The sequence below is a fragment of the Paenibacillus allorhizoplanae genome, from assembly GCF_927798215.1.
In the GTDB taxonomy this organism is placed as follows: domain Bacteria; phylum Bacillota; class Bacilli; order Paenibacillales; family NBRC-103111; genus Paenibacillus_E; species Paenibacillus_E allorhizoplanae.
On record NZ_CAKMMW010000039.1, the window covers coordinates 19,205 to 36,167 of the forward strand.

16 protein-coding genes, 8 tRNA genes and 1 rRNA gene are annotated in these 16,963 nt (G+C 47.4%); 6 read left to right on the forward strand and 19 right to left on the reverse strand.

Features of this window, described 5'->3' with window-relative positions; translation table 11 throughout:
- Positions 1-127 precede the first annotated feature (127 nt).
- The 3 genes from L6I86_RS33760 to L6I86_RS33770 form a co-directional block, all read right to left on the reverse strand.
- Positions 128-910, reverse strand: coding sequence for a squalene/phytoene synthase family protein (locus L6I86_RS33760; protein WP_236293152.1), 783 nt, complete (start codon positions 908-910; stop codon positions 128-130).
- Between the two features lie 338 nt (positions 911-1,248).
- Complete coding sequence (locus L6I86_RS33765) at positions 1,249-1,941, reverse strand: hypothetical protein (protein WP_236293154.1); 693 nt, start codon at positions 1,939-1,941, stop codon at positions 1,249-1,251.
- A gap of 36 nt (positions 1,942-1,977) precedes the next feature.
- On the reverse strand, positions 1,978-3,762 hold the full coding sequence (locus L6I86_RS33770; protein ID WP_236293157.1) for a hypothetical protein: 1,785 nt from the start codon (positions 3,760-3,762) through the stop codon (positions 1,978-1,980).
- Between the two features lie 223 nt (positions 3,763-3,985).
- On the opposite strand from L6I86_RS33770, the gene L6I86_RS33775 reads away from it, so the two are divergent.
- Positions 3,986-4,888 (forward strand): manganese catalase family protein, encoded by a 903-nt coding sequence (locus L6I86_RS33775; protein ID WP_236293160.1) that lies wholly within the window; start codon positions 3,986-3,988, stop codon positions 4,886-4,888.
- 67 nt (positions 4,889-4,955) lie between these two features.
- Here L6I86_RS33775 and L6I86_RS33780 read toward each other — a convergent pair whose 3' ends face one another.
- The 5 genes from L6I86_RS33780 to L6I86_RS33800 are packed head-to-tail and all read right to left on the reverse strand — an operon-like array spanning position 4,956 to position 8,079.
- Positions 4,956-5,159: a hypothetical protein gene (locus tag L6I86_RS33780; RefSeq protein ID WP_157256981.1), complete on the reverse strand. Its 204-nt coding sequence runs from the start codon at positions 5,157-5,159 to the stop codon at positions 4,956-4,958.
- 42 nt (positions 5,160-5,201) lie between these two features.
- Positions 5,202-5,654, reverse strand: a complete 453-nt coding sequence (locus L6I86_RS33785) for an NUDIX domain-containing protein (protein ID WP_236293175.1) — start codon at positions 5,652-5,654, stop codon at positions 5,202-5,204.
- A gap of 55 nt (positions 5,655-5,709) precedes the next feature.
- Positions 5,710-6,747, reverse strand: a complete 1,038-nt coding sequence (locus L6I86_RS33790; protein WP_236293161.1) for a S66 peptidase family protein — start codon at positions 6,745-6,747, stop codon at positions 5,710-5,712.
- Entirely contained in the window at positions 6,744-7,334 is a 591-nt protein-coding gene (locus L6I86_RS33795; RefSeq protein ID WP_236293162.1) for a TetR/AcrR family transcriptional regulator, read from the reverse strand. The genes L6I86_RS33790 and L6I86_RS33795 overlap by 4 nt, the downstream gene beginning before the upstream one ends.
- 1 nt (position 7,335) lies before the next feature.
- Positions 7,336-8,079, reverse strand: coding sequence for an SDR family oxidoreductase (locus L6I86_RS33800; RefSeq protein ID WP_420851964.1), 744 nt, complete (start codon positions 8,077-8,079; stop codon positions 7,336-7,338).
- 253 nt (positions 8,080-8,332) lie between these two features.
- Between L6I86_RS33800 and L6I86_RS33805 the strand changes: the two genes are divergently transcribed.
- Positions 8,333-8,764, forward strand: a complete 432-nt coding sequence (locus L6I86_RS33805) for a hypothetical protein (RefSeq protein WP_236293163.1) — start codon at positions 8,333-8,335, stop codon at positions 8,762-8,764.
- Positions 8,765-8,852: 88 nt separating this feature from the next.
- On the opposite strand, the gene L6I86_RS33810 is transcribed toward L6I86_RS33805, so the two are convergent.
- Together L6I86_RS33810 and L6I86_RS33815 are read right to left on the reverse strand one after the other, a co-directional pair.
- Positions 8,853-9,800: an MBL fold metallo-hydrolase gene (locus L6I86_RS33810; RefSeq protein ID WP_236293164.1), complete on the reverse strand. Its 948-nt coding sequence runs from the start codon at positions 9,798-9,800 to the stop codon at positions 8,853-8,855.
- A gap of 51 nt (positions 9,801-9,851) precedes the next feature.
- Entirely contained in the window at positions 9,852-10,445 is a 594-nt protein-coding gene (locus L6I86_RS33815) for a TetR/AcrR family transcriptional regulator (RefSeq protein ID WP_236293165.1), read from the reverse strand.
- Positions 10,446-10,704: 259 nt separating this feature from the next.
- On the opposite strand from L6I86_RS33815, the gene L6I86_RS33820 reads away from it, so the two are divergent.
- The 4 genes from L6I86_RS33820 to L6I86_RS33835 are packed head-to-tail and all read left to right on the forward strand — an operon-like array spanning position 10,705 to position 15,855.
- Positions 10,705-11,964 (forward strand): amidohydrolase family protein, encoded by a 1,260-nt coding sequence (locus L6I86_RS33820; protein ID WP_236293166.1) that lies wholly within the window; start codon positions 10,705-10,707, stop codon positions 11,962-11,964.
- A gap of 20 nt (positions 11,965-11,984) precedes the next feature.
- On the forward strand, positions 11,985-13,565 hold the full coding sequence (locus L6I86_RS33825) for a PucR family transcriptional regulator (protein ID WP_236293168.1): 1,581 nt from the start codon (positions 11,985-11,987) through the stop codon (positions 13,563-13,565).
- A 57-nt stretch (positions 13,566-13,622) separates the two neighbouring features.
- Entirely contained in the window at positions 13,623-14,786 is a 1,164-nt protein-coding gene (locus tag L6I86_RS33830) for an amidohydrolase family protein (RefSeq protein WP_236293171.1), read from the forward strand.
- A 46-nt stretch (positions 14,787-14,832) separates the two neighbouring features.
- On the forward strand, positions 14,833-15,855 hold the full coding sequence (locus L6I86_RS33835) for an ABC transporter substrate-binding protein (RefSeq protein ID WP_236293173.1): 1,023 nt from the start codon (positions 14,833-14,835) through the stop codon (positions 15,853-15,855).
- 246 nt (positions 15,856-16,101) lie between these two features.
- On the opposite strand, the gene L6I86_RS33840 is transcribed toward L6I86_RS33835, so the two are convergent.
- From L6I86_RS33840 to rrf, 9 genes are all read right to left on the reverse strand, one after another.
- Positions 16,102-16,172, reverse strand: a tRNA-Gly gene (locus tag L6I86_RS33840).
- Between the two features lie 20 nt (positions 16,173-16,192).
- Positions 16,193-16,269: transfer RNA gene (locus L6I86_RS33845), tRNA-Arg, on the reverse strand.
- Positions 16,270-16,287: 18 nt separating this feature from the next.
- Positions 16,288-16,373 (reverse strand) — tRNA-Leu (locus L6I86_RS33850).
- A gap of 10 nt (positions 16,374-16,383) precedes the next feature.
- Positions 16,384-16,454, reverse strand: a tRNA-Cys gene (locus L6I86_RS33855).
- A 26-nt stretch (positions 16,455-16,480) separates the two neighbouring features.
- A tRNA-Val gene (locus tag L6I86_RS33860) sits at positions 16,481-16,556 on the reverse strand.
- A gap of 15 nt (positions 16,557-16,571) precedes the next feature.
- Positions 16,572-16,646 (reverse strand) — tRNA-Glu (locus L6I86_RS33865).
- Positions 16,647-16,655: 9 nt separating this feature from the next.
- Positions 16,656-16,731 (reverse strand) — tRNA-Asn (locus L6I86_RS33870).
- Between the two features lie 4 nt (positions 16,732-16,735).
- Positions 16,736-16,811: transfer RNA gene (locus L6I86_RS33875), tRNA-Ala, on the reverse strand.
- A 64-nt stretch (positions 16,812-16,875) separates the two neighbouring features.
- Positions 16,876-16,963 (reverse strand): 5S ribosomal RNA (gene rrf, locus L6I86_RS33880); the annotation flags it as partial.

The following is a 16,963-nucleotide window of genomic DNA, read 5'->3' on the forward strand; positions in this document are numbered from 1 at the left end:
TTTCGTCATATGGACGTGAGGCGAGGTAGCGAAAGGGAACATGAGTACGCTAATTCCTCTCATCCCTGAAGCTCAACAAAAAAAAGCCCGCAGATACTACTGCGGACCCTCCCCTTATAGCTGCGAGCTACGTTACCTTACTCACAATTTTCAAAACCGCGTCGCGCGTCAATTTGCTCCCACCAGCAGAAAGCAGATTGAGCGTCGCGTGCGCGAGCGCCAACGGTACCTTGCAGAACTTCAACGCTGGCCCCTGCTTCAGGTCCGCGATATAGCTATCTGCCAGTTGTAGATTGCGGCGGGTGTACTGCTGCATTTCCTTGAAGCCCCAGCCTTCCGGGAAGAAGCTAACACCACGTTTCGCATCTTCAGCTTGGTTTCGAAGGATATTAACCGCCTGCAACCCTCTTCCGAAGGCAATGGCCTTATCACGATCTGATTGCGTGCCGTCATTCCACTGCCACAGCTCAGACAGCATTTCACCAACCATACCAGCCACACTGTAGGTATACCCATCCAAATCTTCTTCCGTACGGATGCTCCACCCTTTTTGGACCCATTCCGACATTTGGAGTGACATTTTGGCAATGTATTTCTCAATAATGGGTCTCGCCGAAGGCGGACAAAGACGCAGCCATTCAGCAAGTCGCAGAGAAACTTCTGGAAGTTCTTGCGCCGTATAGGGTGATAATAATTTCTGGATGTCATCCATAATATCCGAAGACTGGAATGCTCCGTGTACACCAGCTAACAGCTCTATTTTCAAAGCATCCGCCAGACTTTCATGATCTTCGATCTCATCTATAGCCCGCATGCACAGATAGGCAGATGCTACCGCTTCTTTCAGACCTGCGTCCAAACCGCTAATTGGTATATAAAAGGTGCGGCTCGTTTGTTTCAACATGGTCATTGCATCTTTCACAGTATCGGTACTAATGGTAATTACCTCCAAGTATAAACTTACCTTTAACTTATATAATGTTACCTCATGATAACATACTTTATTATTGTTAATCCAAGCTCAACCACCAATAGTTTTGGAATCTGAGCTTTATTACACAAAAGTGTCAAATTTTCAGAGAGGAGTCATCTCCAATTGCAATATATTGGGAATGAGGCAAGAAATGACCCCCTTTTCTGGATATTATGTCCAAATTGTGAAGGGAATAAAATAATTACTTAAATTTCATCTTCCGTTTCGAGAGAAAAAAAGGCTACCGATTCACTTCTATCGGCAACCTCGTTTTACTACCTATCGCTCATACGAGCATCTAAGACATAATCAATTCGATCCTCACAAGATGAAACGAAATCGGGCGCGGCATCCTGCGACATGCCACAAACAGATAGCCAATACCCTTCAACCGGAAGTTGAGCATCAGAGATTTCATGGATTTGGTCCTTGTCTATACGGTATTTCATCATATTTTTTATAGCATAAGTCATACGAGAGCCGCTTTCATGAATCCGCATGTAACGTATTGGATCGTCATTATTTGGTTTCATTATCCTCAAATCCATCTCATCCAATCGCTCAAAGAAATACTTCACTGGAATCGAACGATCATATTGCAACCATGGCCCCTCAATCTTTTGCTTTTTGACAATAGCTTTACTAGTTATAAGGTTATAAACTACATAGTAATACATGAAATCTTGCTTCCCAGGATGATGCCATACGACTTCGTAAGACAGCTTCTGAACCTCGCCCTGGGAATTATAATACAAATGAAAATCTTGCAGCTTCGCTTGTTCATCTATCTCCAGCGTGGTAACAATCACCTGCCAGTGTTCAGAATAGTGATGTTCATTCAACTGTGCGACATTCACCAGGATGCTACGCTCTCTCTCGAAGATAGAGGATTCAACGATTCGATACATGAAAAATGTAAATCCACCCATGATGATGATACCTAACGTCATTCGATATAGTCGATTCAACGGTCTGACTCCCCTCATGCTTGGCTTCTCGATGGGCTACTCCACGTTGGCGCGGTACAAGCCATCCTTCCCCTGAACAGGCTCAGCCACTTTCTCCCCATTTGGTGCCTGCCAGTCTACCCATTTATTGCGTAGAAGATCATATTTCACATACCGGTTGTCATCTTGCTTTGTGAATAAATCCGTCCCACTAGCAAAGGTAGCGCTTCCCTCTGGCGGGTTCGCAATGTCTTTCGCAGCTTTGCCAGGTTGCCAAATTGTCCATCGGGAAGCTTGCAATTGGAACTGCCCTTTTTCATATTGCTGTAGGTAAACGCCTTGCTTCGTGATGTGCCGAGCAATCCCTTTGGTCGTAAACTTCCCCCCTGCTTGATTAATGTAGTCCGTGTAGGGAACGCCATCTTGTATCCGTGTCCAATAGGTGCCCTCCGGCGTAGGGGTAATGGTCATATCCAACTCGGAGTATTTGGCTACCAGTACACTTGTCGTGTAGGCAGGCATTCTTTGAGGTACGGTATCCCCTGATAGATATGTCAATCGTGCCAATTGACTTGTTTCATGCCGGTTCTCATAGGCCAAAACATGAAGCTGTTTTCTCGTCGTATCATAGGCTGCGTAATTGATATTATCATTCTCATCAGGATTAGCCTTGTGAAGAATACGTTTCTCACCTTTCTCAATATCATACACAAACACGCCGTAGTAGGACGCATACATGAGTGTTTTCGCATCTATCCATTGAATGGGCTGCTGATCAGGCTCAATCGTGGAGTAGAACACATTCTCTATGACAATAGGGTCCTTCCCCTTTTGTTCCAAAATGTACGAATAGCTTGTTCCGTCCCCGTCTCCCATAGACCCGCCAAGGCGAACAATCCCGACATAGCTTTGTTTATCGTCCGAGATAACCAATTGATCGTATAAGGAATCCCTCGTGCCCCCACCAGCCATCTCGCCTGAATCAGCATAGCGCCAAACATACCTCGGCATTAGTTGAACCCAGACTCCCTGTAGACCACCACCTAAGCGATTGCCGCTTGCATCCACCAAGTTATCCATTCGCAGATACTTCTCTTTCATTCGATGCTCTCCTGTCCCCATATTGTCTAGTTGGACCAAGAGGTGTTTGGAATCTACCCATCTGGCTGTTACAGGCACACCCTCTATCGTCGTAGGCAGGTCATTTCGCATCTCATTTGAGAAAACCAATTCTACCGAGCTTTCCCCCTCAGGGATACGCAGTCGTGGTCCATATTCCTGTGCCATTACCAAAAGGTAAGGAACATCGCGGCCTGCAGGTGAACTGAAAGTAAAGCTCACGGGTTCTTTTCGCATGAACGTCATGGCAGGCAGATCCCCTACGCGCAGAACGAACGGTTCCTTCGCATGATGGAACTGAATCCTCACCTGATTGATCGGAGTGTTACTATCTACAATCTCCCAATCCGCATTGCCCTCAACCCTAATCCGGTTAATGAGCAACCGTCGTTCTTCTTCGCTCATGCTCGCAAATGTTGCATTCACACTCACATCCTCTAGATGATACACAACCTGGAACGGTTCCTGAGGGACATCCGTAGCCTTCCATTGTTGGAATACCCTCCCCTCAGAACTATTGTTTTCACCGAAAGTAAGGCTCTGAAGCTTAATCCGAGTCATGGATTCGTCAGTTCCGACTGGCGCAGTTGTATGAATCGCCGATGCTTCGGGAGAGGTAGCGCGTGGCGCTACGGATACAACCGAACCCTGGGTATTGTCTTCGCACGCATTCAGCAGCAGCATGACACCTATAAGCAACCCACTACCTGCCCATCTAATCATCGCGCACACCAATCCTTGTTCAATTTTATAATATTTCCCATATTAGATTAGACGTACAGCACTGACGGAAAGTTGCCATCGGAAACGCTACAGTGGAACGGAAACGCACAAAAAAGCTACATTTAAGTAGCTCGTTTTTCTCAATCTTGTCCCGCGGTATGGTTAGTTATAGAGCTTAAGGTAAACAATGTACAGGAGTGAAAATGATGAGGGAGTTGAAGCCATGTTTAAACGAATGGATGAAATATCGATTGAGATTCCTGACATTGAGAAACCTGATCCGAATGCCGCAGCAGCTGTACAGGAATTATTAGGTGGCAAATTCGGTGAAATGTCCACTTTGAACAATTATCTGTATCAATCCTTTAATTTTCGTTCAAAGGAAAAACTGAGGCCCTTTTACGATCTAATCATGAGTATTACGGCCGAAGAGCTGGGCCACGTAGAGTTGGTTTCCCACGCAATCAATAAATGCTTAAGAGGTTCAACGAGTTACAAAGAGCCCGACCAGACACCACTGGATGTTGTCAAAGATGCTCGTCTTTCGTATCACTTTCTTGCAGGTGCGCAAGGGGCTATGCCGTTTGATTCCATGGGCAACCCATGGACAGGCGCGAATGTGTTTAACAGCGGCAACTTAGTAGAGGATTTGCTGCATAATTTCTTCTTAGAATGCGGCGCACGCACTCATAAAATGAAAGTGTATGAAATGACCGACCACCCCGCAGCGCGTGCAGTGATTGGTTACCTCCTCGTTCGTGGAGGCGTTCATGTTGTTGCTTACGCCAAAGCGTTGGAAGTTGCAACTGGAGTCAATGTCACCAAGTTAGTCCCCATTCCTTCCCTAAGCAACAAATCGTTTAATGAAACCAGAAAGTATGAAGAGAAAGGCGTTCATACTAAGCTGTACACATGGAGCGACAACGATTTCACAACAATCGGCCAGATTTGGAAAGGTACACATCCCGAAGATGGCTCTGCCTTGGAAGTCATCCCAGGTACGCCTCAAGGATACCCCATTGCTGAAGCGCCGGCGGTAGAAGAGGAATTTGCTCCTGGCATTTCGGTTGAAGATTTCCAACAAATCGCTGCGCGTCTCAAAATGGCTGGAAATATCAACGCATAATTCGCATAGTTCTTGATGATCCTTACGTTGTAGGGGTCATTTTTTTATCCAAACAAACTACTTGGATCTACTCTGTAATCGGCTTCAAATCACTGAACTTTAGCAATACTTCCCTACTCGTATCTAGATAGATGACCCGAATATCTAACTCCTCGTCGTTAAGCTCGAAAGCAAGAATCATACATTTCCGACCACGATTCTTAGTCTTTCTAGGATTATCTGGTGCCACAACGTAGGAGCCTCCAAGACTCAAACTTACCGTTTCGCTCATATTAATCTGCTACCCTCTCATGTTGTTTTTAGGATCATTCTATCAACCTAATCTTCTTACTTTTTCTTCGATTATACATTGTTTCGTCTCATCCCACACAACCGAAATTTCAAAAGTTCCCGACTCAAAAAATAAAGGAAACCTCCGCTTAAACCAATCTTGCATCGGCATCTGTAAAGCATCGTCAATATCTATCCAGGCTAATTCCCCTTCAGGTGGATCAGTTAGCAACTCCCCAGTAAATGTCCGAGTCAGATAATTAAACACCATATATCTATAGTTTTTTTCGGGAACTAAATATTCATCGACGCCCTTGTATATGAGGTCTTCCGGTTTCACCACGAGTCCCGTTTCCTCCCACAATTCTCGGACGGCTCCCTCCGTGAAACTCTCCGCCAAATCCACCTTACCGCCTGGGCCAAGATATCCGGGAAACCCTTTGGACGCGGGACGATTTATCAGAAGCACCTTATCCCCATCTTGGACTAAGCACATTGTATAGATGCCACATTCAACTTTACTCACTTATGCAAATCCTCCTACTTTTCCATCATTCAAAAGGACTCTCCAACAAAATAACCTCATTCGTCCCCGGATTTAACTCCACTCGCCCACCAAGAGGCAGAATCAATTTCGGATCTGTATGCCCAAAGTCAAAATCAACAACAATCGGTACACGCTCCGCTCCAAACTCTTTTGCAATAATACTCACGAGGATCTCTCTAAGCTCTACATTCTCAGCTGCGCTATAATCCTTCGCTCTCCCAAATATGACGCCTTTAATACGTGAAAAGATGCCCTGCATCCCATAATTCCGCAGCATATATCCAACTTGCATTGGTGATGGCTTCTCTTCTGATGTTTCGAAAAATAAAACCTTATCCTGCCAGAAATCATCCTGCGGCCAGTAGATCGTCGATTTCATAAACTCTAGTACTTCGATGCAGCCGCCCCACAGATTCCCTTGCTCAATCGCTTCCCCCTGTAGAAACGTCCAACCCTTCTCATTCTCTATAAACGGTTGACACTCACCCAAGGTTTCCAGATGGCTCCAGTCTTTATAACCGTTCGTCCATGCTTGATATGGCGTATAGCGATATGGAAACTGCTCTTCAAACAACATCGCCTTTAGATGCTCCTTATAGGCATTAGGGAGACTTCTCAGCTGTGCGATTCCAGCCATAACAGATGGCCCATAGAACGTTACCATCCCCAAATTATTTAAGTACGTTAAGAATGTCGTCGCATCCGAAAATCCCATAATAAATTTAGGATGACTCATGATCAATTCCTTATTTAAAAAAGGTAAAATCCTTACCGACTCATATCCACCAATGGAAGTGATGATCCCATCTATGTCTTCATTTTCAAAACAACGATTAATATCCTGCGCACGCAATTGCGGATTCTTATACAGTTCCTCCGGTGACATCCTTGCCGATGGCATTTCAACAACTTCCAGACCAAAAACCTCCCCCAGATGCTTCAAGCCCATCTCATAAATATCCGGGAATAAATAAGGCAGTCCATTGGAAGGAGAAATAATAGCTATTTGGGAGCCTGACTTTAATCGTTTGGGTTTGATCATGTTAACCCCCCTAGTAATAACTGCCAGACACTCTCGAAGTCCTCACCCAAACTCCCCATTGCCCATTCCCCCGCATGTGATGGATGATGGAAACGTGAGGTAGCTAAGAAAACGGCTCTAGCAAGCGATTCTGAGTTACCTTGCTTCAACTCTTTACTCGCCATCCCTGCCTCAATGATCTGTTCTAGCTGCTTTATTAAGCGATACATGTGGGTGCTAATCATTTCAACTTCAATGACCGTAACGTTCGCATACATCGCAAACATTTCCGCATCTTCAGCAGCGAATTTCCGCTTGGTTTGAATCAACGTGTCTAACCACAAACGCAACCGCTCAACGGCACTACCGCCAGTTCCACTCGCAATTGCTTCCAAAGGAACTGCAATGCTCGTATGCAACCAACGCGATGTCACCGCTTCCCGCAGCGCGGCTTTACTTTCAAAATGCCGATACAACGTCCCATGACTCACTTGCAGCACCTTAGCTATGTCTACAACGGACGTTTTGTCCGGTCCATACCGCCGAAGCACTTGCTCCGCTGCATCCAAAATCTCATCCTTCGATAACGGCAACTCATTCTTTGTCATTTTAAATAAAACCGCCATTCACTCGAAGTGTTTGTCCCGTTACCCACTGCGACTCCTCGCTGGCTAGGAATAGTACAACGCGCGAAATATCTTCCGCTTCTCCCATGCGGCCGAACGAATTCGTATTAGCGACCGCTTTGATTTGTTCCTCTGACTTCCCCACTGTGAACAATTCGGTATTTACCGGTCCTGGTGCAATGGCATTTATCGTAATACCTTTAGGTCCGAACTCTTTGGCGAGCTGACGCGTGAATTGTTCAACAGCGCCTTTCGTACCCGCATAGGAGCTGTACCCAGGGAACATTTGCCCATTAACTGAAGTAGAAAAATTGATAATCCGACCATTCTCCTTCATATGCAGCGCCGCTTGCTGAATTGCAAAGAATGTCCCTTTCACATTAATGTTAAACTGCCTGTCGAAATCCTCCTCGGTAATCGAGAGAATCGGTTTCGTAATCATAATCCCCGCATTATTGACCAAAATATCAACCTGCCCATACGCCTCCAACGTCTTCTGGAACAAAAGCTCCACTTGCGCCACTTGGCTAATATCCGCCCCAATCGCGACAGCTTCTCCGCCTTGTTGCTTAATGCCGTTAACGACTTCCTCCGCTTTTCCCGGACTGCTTGCGTAATTTACAACAACTTTAGCCCCGTGCAGCGCAAGCTCTTCTGCAATCTTCTGACCGATCCCTCTCGATGCGCCCGTAACCAAAGCTACTTTACCCGTTAATTTCTGCACCATGCACAATCCCGCCTTTTCGATGTAGTGAGAAGGTAGAGTCGCCTTCCCCGAACCTTATTAACTTTATTATAAGATGATGAATGACAAAAATCAAATGACATTTTTTGATTTTTGTCATTCATCATCTTAGTAAACCATTAGGCCTCTCCCCTGACGGAAGTCCCCAACCCAAAAGTTCCAGTCCACCTGCAACTTATCTCAATCTCCCTCCGTCAGTCATGTCAGACAAATTCTATATAAGGGTGGGCTTCAGATGATCCTAATGCGTTATGCCATACTCGGTGTACTAAGCATTTCAATATTCCTTGCAGGATGCTCGAAGAGCGAGGTCACACCACCGGAAAGCTCAGCGAAACCAGTATTTTCAACTCCGAAGGAGGTCGCCCTCCCTGCCATGCAGGGCATCGTGACGGTAGACAATGGACTCAAAGAAACGAAAGTAACTTATACGTTCACGAATCAAACTAAAGACAAGATCACTGTCATTGGCGGCGCAAAGTATACCCTTTTGAAAGATCAAGCCGTATTCGAACTAGGCGCCGTGGCGATCAAAGATTACTTAGATTTGGAGCCAGGCCAATCCTATACAGATTCGAAATCCTTCACGAATTTACCTCAAGGAGATTATCTTATCGAAGTCACGTGGAACAAAACCAAGGCCACAGCAGCCTTTAATCGCAGCTAAATGCACCCCGCGAAACGCGTAGAGGTGCTTGATTTCAGGACTCTCATCCTCTAATCAAGCACCTCTACTGCACGTCCTATTCCTCGGTTCACTTGGCTATCAATGTTTCCCCATGCTTCAACAACCGCAGCAAGCTTGGGTCAAGACCCCTCCGCTGCCAATCCGCCAGCAATCGATCCAATGCCTCTTTGGGCGTATCATCGGCAAGACGAAATGCCCCATAATGCATCGGAATGAACTCCTGCGCTCCGACATCAAGAAACGCCTGCACCGCTTCCTCTGGGGAAACGTGCTGCATCCCCATGAACCACTCCGGCTCGTAGGCGCCAATCGGCATCAGCGCGTAACCGATACCCGGAAATTTCGCACCAATCTCCCGAAATCCTTCGAAGTACCCGCTATCGCCAGCGAAGTAGATCGCAGGAAGATGCTGCTCTCCCTCCAACGCCTCGCTCCGCTTCACAATCCATCCGCCCCATAGCGAGGTATTCGTATCGGTTAACGTACGTCTTGTCCAATGCTGCGCAGGCACGAAATGGAACTCCAGCTGGCCGATGGTCTGACTGCCCCACCATGGCAATTCATAGACCGTGCTGAACCCTAGCTTCCGCACCTTAGAGCCTAGTCCTTCGGGTACAAGTACGTATGGCGTGCCTCGCAGCTTTTTCAACGAACCCACATGCAAGTGATCGTAATGCGCGTGGGAAAGCAATATTACATCAACAGGCGGGAGCTCTTCTATAGATAAACCTGGCTCCTCGAGCCTTGGACTAAAGCCCATTCGAGTGGCCCATACGGGGTCGGTTACAATCGTCACTCCACCTACTTGCAGCAAAAAGGTTGCATGCCCGATCCATGTGATCGTGACTTCACCCTGATTATTCTTCAGCAGCTCCTGCCGTTTATGCTCAGATTGGCCAATCCGGAAGCTCAGATCTTTCACTTTACCCTTCCGCTCTTTCTGCCAGCGACGTACTTCTTTCCATGTCTTCGTCTTCGCATTTGGATCTAAGTTGCTATATCGCTGCCGCGCCATACGTTCATCCCCATTCATCTTCTCACAATCTATATCTGCTCTAACCCAGCTTCAGCGGATGCAAAATCCCTTTAGATACTTGGCGAGGTTCTCGATATTCATACGAATATGTCGGTTGTCCCCTTCAAGCTTGCTCATCATAATGCCGCCTTCCATTACAGAAAGCGTGAAAGTCGCCAAAGCCTCGATATCGAGATCCGCTTTGAATTCGCCATTTTGAACACCTTCGGAAATAATCTCTTTCATGTTGTTTAATGTACTCTTTAGTCCACGCTGAGCCCGTTCTCGCAAAATAGGATGACTATCGTCGCTCTCGGTAGCTAAGTTCAACAGTGGGCATCCTCCGATAAATGGCGGCGTTTCTACCACATTTTCATACACGCGCAAATAGGCTAACAACTTGCCACTGGCGGTCTCTTCCGCACGAATGGCATCGTTCATTTTCCCACTAACTACGCTACCTGCATAGTCATAGGCTTCCAGAGCAATCTCGTCCTTACTGGCAAAATGGCGATAAATCCCGCCCTTCTTAATGCCTGTCAGCTCCGTAATATCCGATAAGGATGAACCTGCATATCCCTTCTGGTTAAACAGCTCCGCGGCCTGAGCGATAATATGCTTGCGAGTTCTTTCACCTTTTTGCACAGTAACCCTCCGTTACACGCGTAAAATCTTATCTTTTAGTATAACAAAAGAGCGCAAGACATTGAAATCCACATCTCTAAATCGATTGTGTCATGTTTACTTACATTTAAATTTACATAATCACAATCCACCTGCCTATTTTAATAAAAAACACAATCCATCTACCAGATCATTGACTGTTCCGAGCGAACAGACCTATAATTCAGTTAACAAATCGAAGTTATGTCATATTCCCTTACATAAAAAGAGGTGCAAAGGTATGGAACCTGATTTGATCATTCGATGCTTCTCCAACCCCCACTTCGGCACCTTGATGGATGTCGGAATTCGAGATGGGAAAATTATCTACCTTCAGGAGCATCTCCCTGGCAACCCTAACGCTCTCAGCGCTGGGCAGCTAATTGAAGCCAACGGGCGAGTTCTACTCCCCGGTCTAATAGAACCACATATTCATCTGGATAAAGCCTTTCTATTGAATCTCATGACGAAAGACGCCTTCTCGATCGAGCAAGCGATCGCCTCCACCTTGGAGCTTAAACATTCCTTCACCTCAACAGATATCGAGACCCGTTCGATCCAAGTGATCCAACAAGCCATTGCCAATGGTGTGACTCACATGCGTTGTCATGTTGAGATTGATCCTATTGTTGGCCTTATCGGTTTCGAAGTGATGTTAGCGCTGAAGGAGCGCTACTTCAATCAGATCACGCTGCAAATCGTCGCCTTCCCACAAGAAGGCATCGCCAAGCAGCCTGGAACAGAAGAACTACTCATCCAAGCCTTACAACTTGGCGCCGATGTCGTCGGTGGAATCACGTATCAGGATGCAGATTTACAAGCGCATCTTAGCACTGTTTTTAACTTAGCCAAAACTTTCAACAAATCCATAGACTTACACGTAGACTTCTCCGACGACCCGTCCATGTTAGCCATTCTCAGCATCATCCGCATGACGCATGCGTATGAGATGCAAGGGCGCGTAAGCGTGGGCCATCTTACTTCACTTGGTTCACTCCCTTATGAAGAAGCCCAAGTCATCTGCACAGCTATTGCCGAAGCAGGCATCCATGTCATGTCCTTACCAGCAACAGACCTGTATCTGAACGGACGCGGAGACGATCACCGTCACAGGCGGGGACTAACCCCTGTGCCCCTCCTTTTGGAGCAAGGAGCCAATGTGATCTATGGAAGCAATAACATCCAGAATCCTTTTACACCTTTCGGCACAGCAGATCCACTGGACACAGGCATGCTCCTCGCACATACCACGTATATGGGCTCCAAGCAGGACGTTGTCACACTTATTGAGATGGCGACAACCCGTGCGGCGAAAGCATTAGAACTTGAGAATTATGGCCTGTACATCGGAGCGGATGCTGATCTCGTGCTATTCGAATCAACTAATCTGCGCAGTGCCTTCTATGAACGAGTACCCAGACGCTATGTCTGGAAGCGAGGACAACTGGTTGCCTCAACTGTAAAGCAGACGACCTTTTACAATGAACAAGTGAGCTCCTAATGAGGAAAGGCGGGGATTAGATGCACCTGACCGTTGAAGAAGCGTTAACCATTTACCCTTTGTCACGTGCCAAATTAGTTGCTGGAGAAAAAGGTCTGTCACGTATTCTGCGATCCGTCAATGTCATGGATGCCCCCGATGCGGGCGATTGGATCAAATCCGGCGAGATGCTGTTTACGACTGCCTTTGTCATGAAAGATCACCTGGATATGGCCCTTTCCACTTTACGGATGTTGGATGAGCGAGGCGGAGCAGGGCTAGGCATCAAAGTAGGCCGATATTGGGATCAAATTCCACAAGAGCTGTACGACGAAGCCAATCGACTCGAAATGCCGATCCTAGAGCTGCCTTTCGAATTCACTTTTTCCGATCAGATGGACGCTTTATTCAACGCGGAGCACACGAAGACAACCAAGAAACTGCAGACTGTTCTAGAAAAACAAAAACAGCTCATGCAATTCGCCCTGCGCAATAAGGAATCCTCGGATATTTTTCATATGATCTCAGGTATTCTAGGGCAACCAATCGCCGTATTCGGGCAGGGTGGCAATGTGCTCTTTCATAACACTTCTTGGTCGGAAGAGATCATCCTTCACCAATGGCCATGGACGAAATCCCCGCAATGGGAGGGCTTCGGAGACACCCGATGCTTCCGCATCCCGCTGATGGATTCACTAGGCTGCACGGGCTTTTTCAAGGTGTATGTGAATTCTCCGTTGATGTTGAAGGAAGAGGAAGCTTTGTTCCATCAAGCTGCCGAAATCTTAACCTATCATCTCGGACTCGATATTCAAAAAGGTAAAGACCCCTCACGCCAACATGCGCTTAGTCAAGTGTTTATGGACTTTTTCCAGCGGGAGCTATCCTTTCACGATTTCATGAAAAGCTGCAAAAGCTACCATCTCACCGTCATGTCCACCACCTACCAATGTGTGCTTACGACGATCCCGTCGGAACAACCTGGTGCAACTAGGCTGCTTAATGAGGTTCGCCAGTTGCTGATCTATCATCCTCAGTTGCAGCAGTATGAATCAGAGCACTTCTACTTGGCAGATGGATTGTTCTCGATCTTCGCTCTTCCGGAGGAACAAACTTTTCATAAAAAAGACTTCCTGACTTCACTAAATTCCTGCTTGTCACATTTAACTTCCAAAACCTCTGTCGCTGGTCTACACTGCTGGGTCAGTCGTGTGAAGGCTCAACCTGAACTCATCTACAACGCATTCAAGGAATGCTTGGAAACGCACCACGCCGCTGAGCGACTGCGTATGAGCCAAACTGTCCTGCATCATGATTCCATCGAGCTATTCTCCCTGTTCCAGCATCTGTCCGAGGAAGCCATGCGAGGATATTACAACTACGTATTGGAGCCCATTTACGGCAAGAACAAGCAGGTCGATCCCGAGCTGGCGTTAACCTTGGAAGTTTATTTTGAGTATGACGGGTCCATCAATGAAACAAGCCGCTATCTCTTTGTTCATCGTAATACGGTTTCGTACCGACTGGAGAAAATCGCAGATTTATTGCAGATGGATTTTAAAAAGATGAGTGATCTCCTGCGCTTGAAGCTAGCTTTTCTCTTCCGAAATTATCTGAAATAAAGTAACCAGACTAGAAAACAGACACTACGCTTTTCCGCTGCGAAAGGAGTTAGCACGATGGAACAATGGCTAAGTAACGTTCTTGTTAATGGCGCCCTACATAACCTGTTATTGAAACAAGGCGTTATCGCCGAGATCGCACCTGCTGTGAATAGTGAGGAGACTCCCTCTTGGGACGCACAAGGCATGCTCATGTTGCCTACTTTCAAAGACTATCACGTGCATTTGGATAAGGCATTCCCTGATGATCAGTGGATTTCACGGCACCAAGTTGCTTCTTTATACGATCAATTTCAAATGGAGAAAGACCTCTTAGCTCCTCTCAAAAGTGGGCAAAAGGCACGTGCGAGAGGCATCTTGCAGCAGATGCTGGATTTCGGAACGACCCGACTCCGTGTTCATGTCGACATTGACCCGGAAATCGGTTTATCCCATCTTGCCATGGTGCGGGAGCTTCAGGAGGAATTCTTAGGGACATTAACTATCGAGATTGTCGCGTTCCCACAGCAAGGGCTGATTCGTTCACAATCGATTAACCTCATTAAACAAGCCCTTCAGGAGGGCGCCACAATTGTCGGCGGCGTGGATCCTGCTGGCGTAGACCGCGATATCGAGGCTAGCTTACAGGCCATCTTTGAAATGAGTGTCGCTCATGACGCCGAAGTCGATATTCACTTGCACGACCCTGGACACCTAGGACTCTTCACCTTGGAGCGCATCATGGACTACACCGAACAGACGGGTAAAATGGGCAAAGTCGCCGTTAGCCACGCCTACTGCTTAGGTGAGGTATCCGAGAGCGAATCCCTTACGATAGCAAAACGTTTGGCCCTATTAGATATCGCCATTATCACCAGTGTGCCGATCGATTCCGCGATGCCTCGCGTGGCGCAATTAAGAGCTGAAGGCGTGCGAGTTTACCTCGGCTCCGACCATACCGGGCTGGATGCATGGACACCCTTCGGTTTCACCGATCAGCTCATGCGGGCCCGAAGAATGGCGGATATGTACCGTTGGAATGACGATGAGCGCCTGCGTTCCGTTTATCCGCACCTAGGCTCTACCGCAGGGACCTTCCAAATCGGCGATCCTGCCGACTTCATCCTCCTAGCTGCGGTGAATGCCGAGCATGCCGCAGCGGCAGCCCCTCCGCGCGAGGTCGTTAGTGTTCGTGGCGTTCCTGTTGCTGGCAGACAGCTGCAGATCGCTTGGAAGATATAAGAAAACTAGACATAAAAAACAATTAAAGGGAATGGGGAGATTTCGAATGACATTACTGGGGAAAACAAAGGTAGGTACAGCCGCACTTGCAACAGTTCTTCTGCTCTCTGCTTGTGGAACGAGTACATCAACAACGTCCGGAACACCTGCAGCATCAACGGCCGCAACAACCACGAAAGCGCCTGACAAAATCACTCAAGCGATGAGCTGGTTTGCCCAACCAGAAATGGGTGGACACTACGCTGCGCAGCTGGCGAAAATCTATGAGAAAGCTGGCATCGACATTACGCTTCAACAAGGCGGACCTCAAGTTTCCAACGTTCAACTCGTTGCTGGCGGTAAAGTGCAATTTGCGATGGCCAATGCCGATGAAGTTGTCCTTGCCCGCAAGGAAGGGATTCCCGTCAAAGTTATCTATGCCAATCTGCAAACCAATCCTCAAAACCTGATTTTCCATAAGGACTCCGGCATCAAGAAAATCGAAGACCTTAACGGACGTAAAGTGTACACAGCCGTCGGCTTCCCATTCTGGCAGTACATCAGCTACAAATACAAGCTCGACAAAGTACAAATTCAGAACTACACAGGCTCTCTCGCGGGCTTCACCGCAGATAAAGATTCCATCACCCAAGGCTTTGCTACCAACGAGCCCTACGTTCTGAAAAAACAAGGTGTTAACGTCGATTGGTTCCTGAACGCAGACCTTGGCTACAACCCTTACGGCAACGTCGTTATTGCCACCGATGACTTTATCAAGAAAAATCCCGACTTGATTAAGCGCTATATCAAAGCCACCAGCGAAGGCTGGGACTATTACTACGCGCACGGCGACGAAGTCAATAATGCCCTTAACGGCGTTAACAAAGACTACGACGTCGATCATCTGAAGGATGCGCAAGCCGTTGCCAAAGACTTCATCTTCGGCGGCGATGCCAAAGCCCACGGCGTTGGCTACATGTCCGATGAACGCTGGAAAACACTCGTTAGCCAAATGAAAGAAGCCGGCATGATCAAAGAGGATATTCCGGTGAAGGATTTGTATACGAATGAGTTTTTGCCGTTGAAGTAATACACACACCACCTAGCTATTCAATGAAAAAGACCACCCAGAGGTGGTCTTTTTCTTGTAAGCGGGCGGCGGGAATACTCCAAATTCGGATTTAAAAGCTTCCTACGGAAGCAACTAGTGGTATATTTGGACGCTCGTCCTACACAGCCTATTCAATGCAGTGTTCACGGACTGTCGAACCTCTGCGGGTTCTCTTCCCTGCCTGTGCAATGAAAAAGACCACCCAGTGGTGGTCTTTTTCTTGTAAGCGGGCGGCGGGAATCGAACCCGCGCGATCAGCTTGGAAGGCTGAAGTTCTACCATTAAACTACGCCCGCGTAGTTTGTTTAAGCAAAGATGGCGCGCCCTGAGAGATTCGAACTCCCGACCTTTTGATTCGTAGTCAAATACTCTATCCAGCTGAGCTAAGGGCGCATCTATGAGGTTAAAAAATGCCGAAGACCAGACTTGAACTGGTACGGTAGTCACCTACCGCAGGATTTTAAGTCCTGTGCGTCTGCCGATTCCGCCACTCCGGCTTATATATAAAGGCGCTACCCAGATTCGAACTGGGGGTAAAGCTTTTGCAGAGCTCTGCCTTACCACTTGGCTATAGCGCCGAAATCTTTTTCTCTACCCAATTAAATGGTGGAGGCTGACGGGATCGAACCGCCGACCCTCTGCTTGTAAGGCAGATGCTCTCCCAGCTGAGCTAAGCCTCCATAGGACTAAGAAAATGGTGACCCGTAGGGGACTCGAACCCCTGTTACCTCCGTGAAAGGGAGGTGTCTTAACCACTTGACCAACGGGCCTTGAAAGAATGGCTCCCCGAACAGGACTCGAACCTGTGACAACTCGATTAACAGTCGAGTGCTCTACCAACTGAGCTATCAGGGAATAATGGTGGAGCCAAGCGGGATCGAACCGCTGACCTCCTGCTTGCAAGGCAGGCGCTCTCCCAGCTGAGCTATGGCCCCAGACAAAAAAAATACCCATGCAGAGAGACTTTAATCTTCGATTAAAGCTCCCATTAGGGAAACTGCTTGGCAACGTTCTACTCTCCCAGAACCCTGCGGTTCAAGTACCATCGACGCTGGAAGGCTTAACGGTCGTGTTCGAGATGGGAACG

Bases quoted from the DNA above. Each gene is read 5' to 3' on its own strand.
- L6I86_RS33770 (WP_236293157.1), bottom strand. From the start codon at position 3,762: ATGATTAGATGGGCAGGTAGTGGGTTGCTTATAGGTGTCATGCTGCTG.
- L6I86_RS33795 (WP_236293162.1), bottom strand. From the start codon at position 7,334: ATGACAAAGAATGAGTTGCCGTTATCGAAGGATGAGATTTTGGATGCA.
- L6I86_RS33785 (WP_236293175.1), bottom strand. From the start codon at position 5,654: ATGTGCTTAGTCCAAGATGGGGATAAGGTGCTTCTGATAAATCGTCCC.
- L6I86_RS33810 (WP_236293164.1), bottom strand. From the start codon at position 9,800: ATGGCGCGGCAGCGATATAGCAACTTAGATCCAAATGCGAAGACGAAG.
- L6I86_RS33760 (WP_236293152.1), bottom strand. From the start codon at position 910: ATGACCATGTTGAAACAAACGAGCCGCACCTTTTATATACCAATTAGC.
- L6I86_RS33790 (WP_236293161.1), bottom strand. From the start codon at position 6,747: ATGATCAAACCCAAACGATTAAAGTCAGGCTCCCAAATAGCTATTATT.
- L6I86_RS33830 (WP_236293171.1), top strand. From the start codon at position 13,623: ATGGAACAATGGCTAAGTAACGTTCTTGTTAATGGCGCCCTACATAAC.
- L6I86_RS33800 (WP_420851964.1), bottom strand. From the start codon at position 8,079: ATGGTGCAGAAATTAACGGGTAAAGTAGCTTTGGTTACGGGCGCATCG.
- L6I86_RS33835 (WP_236293173.1), top strand. From the start codon at position 14,833: ATGACATTACTGGGGAAAACAAAGGTAGGTACAGCCGCACTTGCAACA.
- L6I86_RS33825 (WP_236293168.1), top strand. From the start codon at position 11,985: ATGCACCTGACCGTTGAAGAAGCGTTAACCATTTACCCTTTGTCACGT.
- L6I86_RS33775 (WP_236293160.1), top strand. From the start codon at position 3,986: ATGTTTAAACGAATGGATGAAATATCGATTGAGATTCCTGACATTGAG.
- L6I86_RS33820 (WP_236293166.1), top strand. From the start codon at position 10,705: ATGGAACCTGATTTGATCATTCGATGCTTCTCCAACCCCCACTTCGGC.
- L6I86_RS33805 (WP_236293163.1), top strand. From the start codon at position 8,333: ATGATCCTAATGCGTTATGCCATACTCGGTGTACTAAGCATTTCAATA.
- L6I86_RS33780 (WP_157256981.1), bottom strand. From the start codon at position 5,159: ATGAGCGAAACGGTAAGTTTGAGTCTTGGAGGCTCCTACGTTGTGGCA.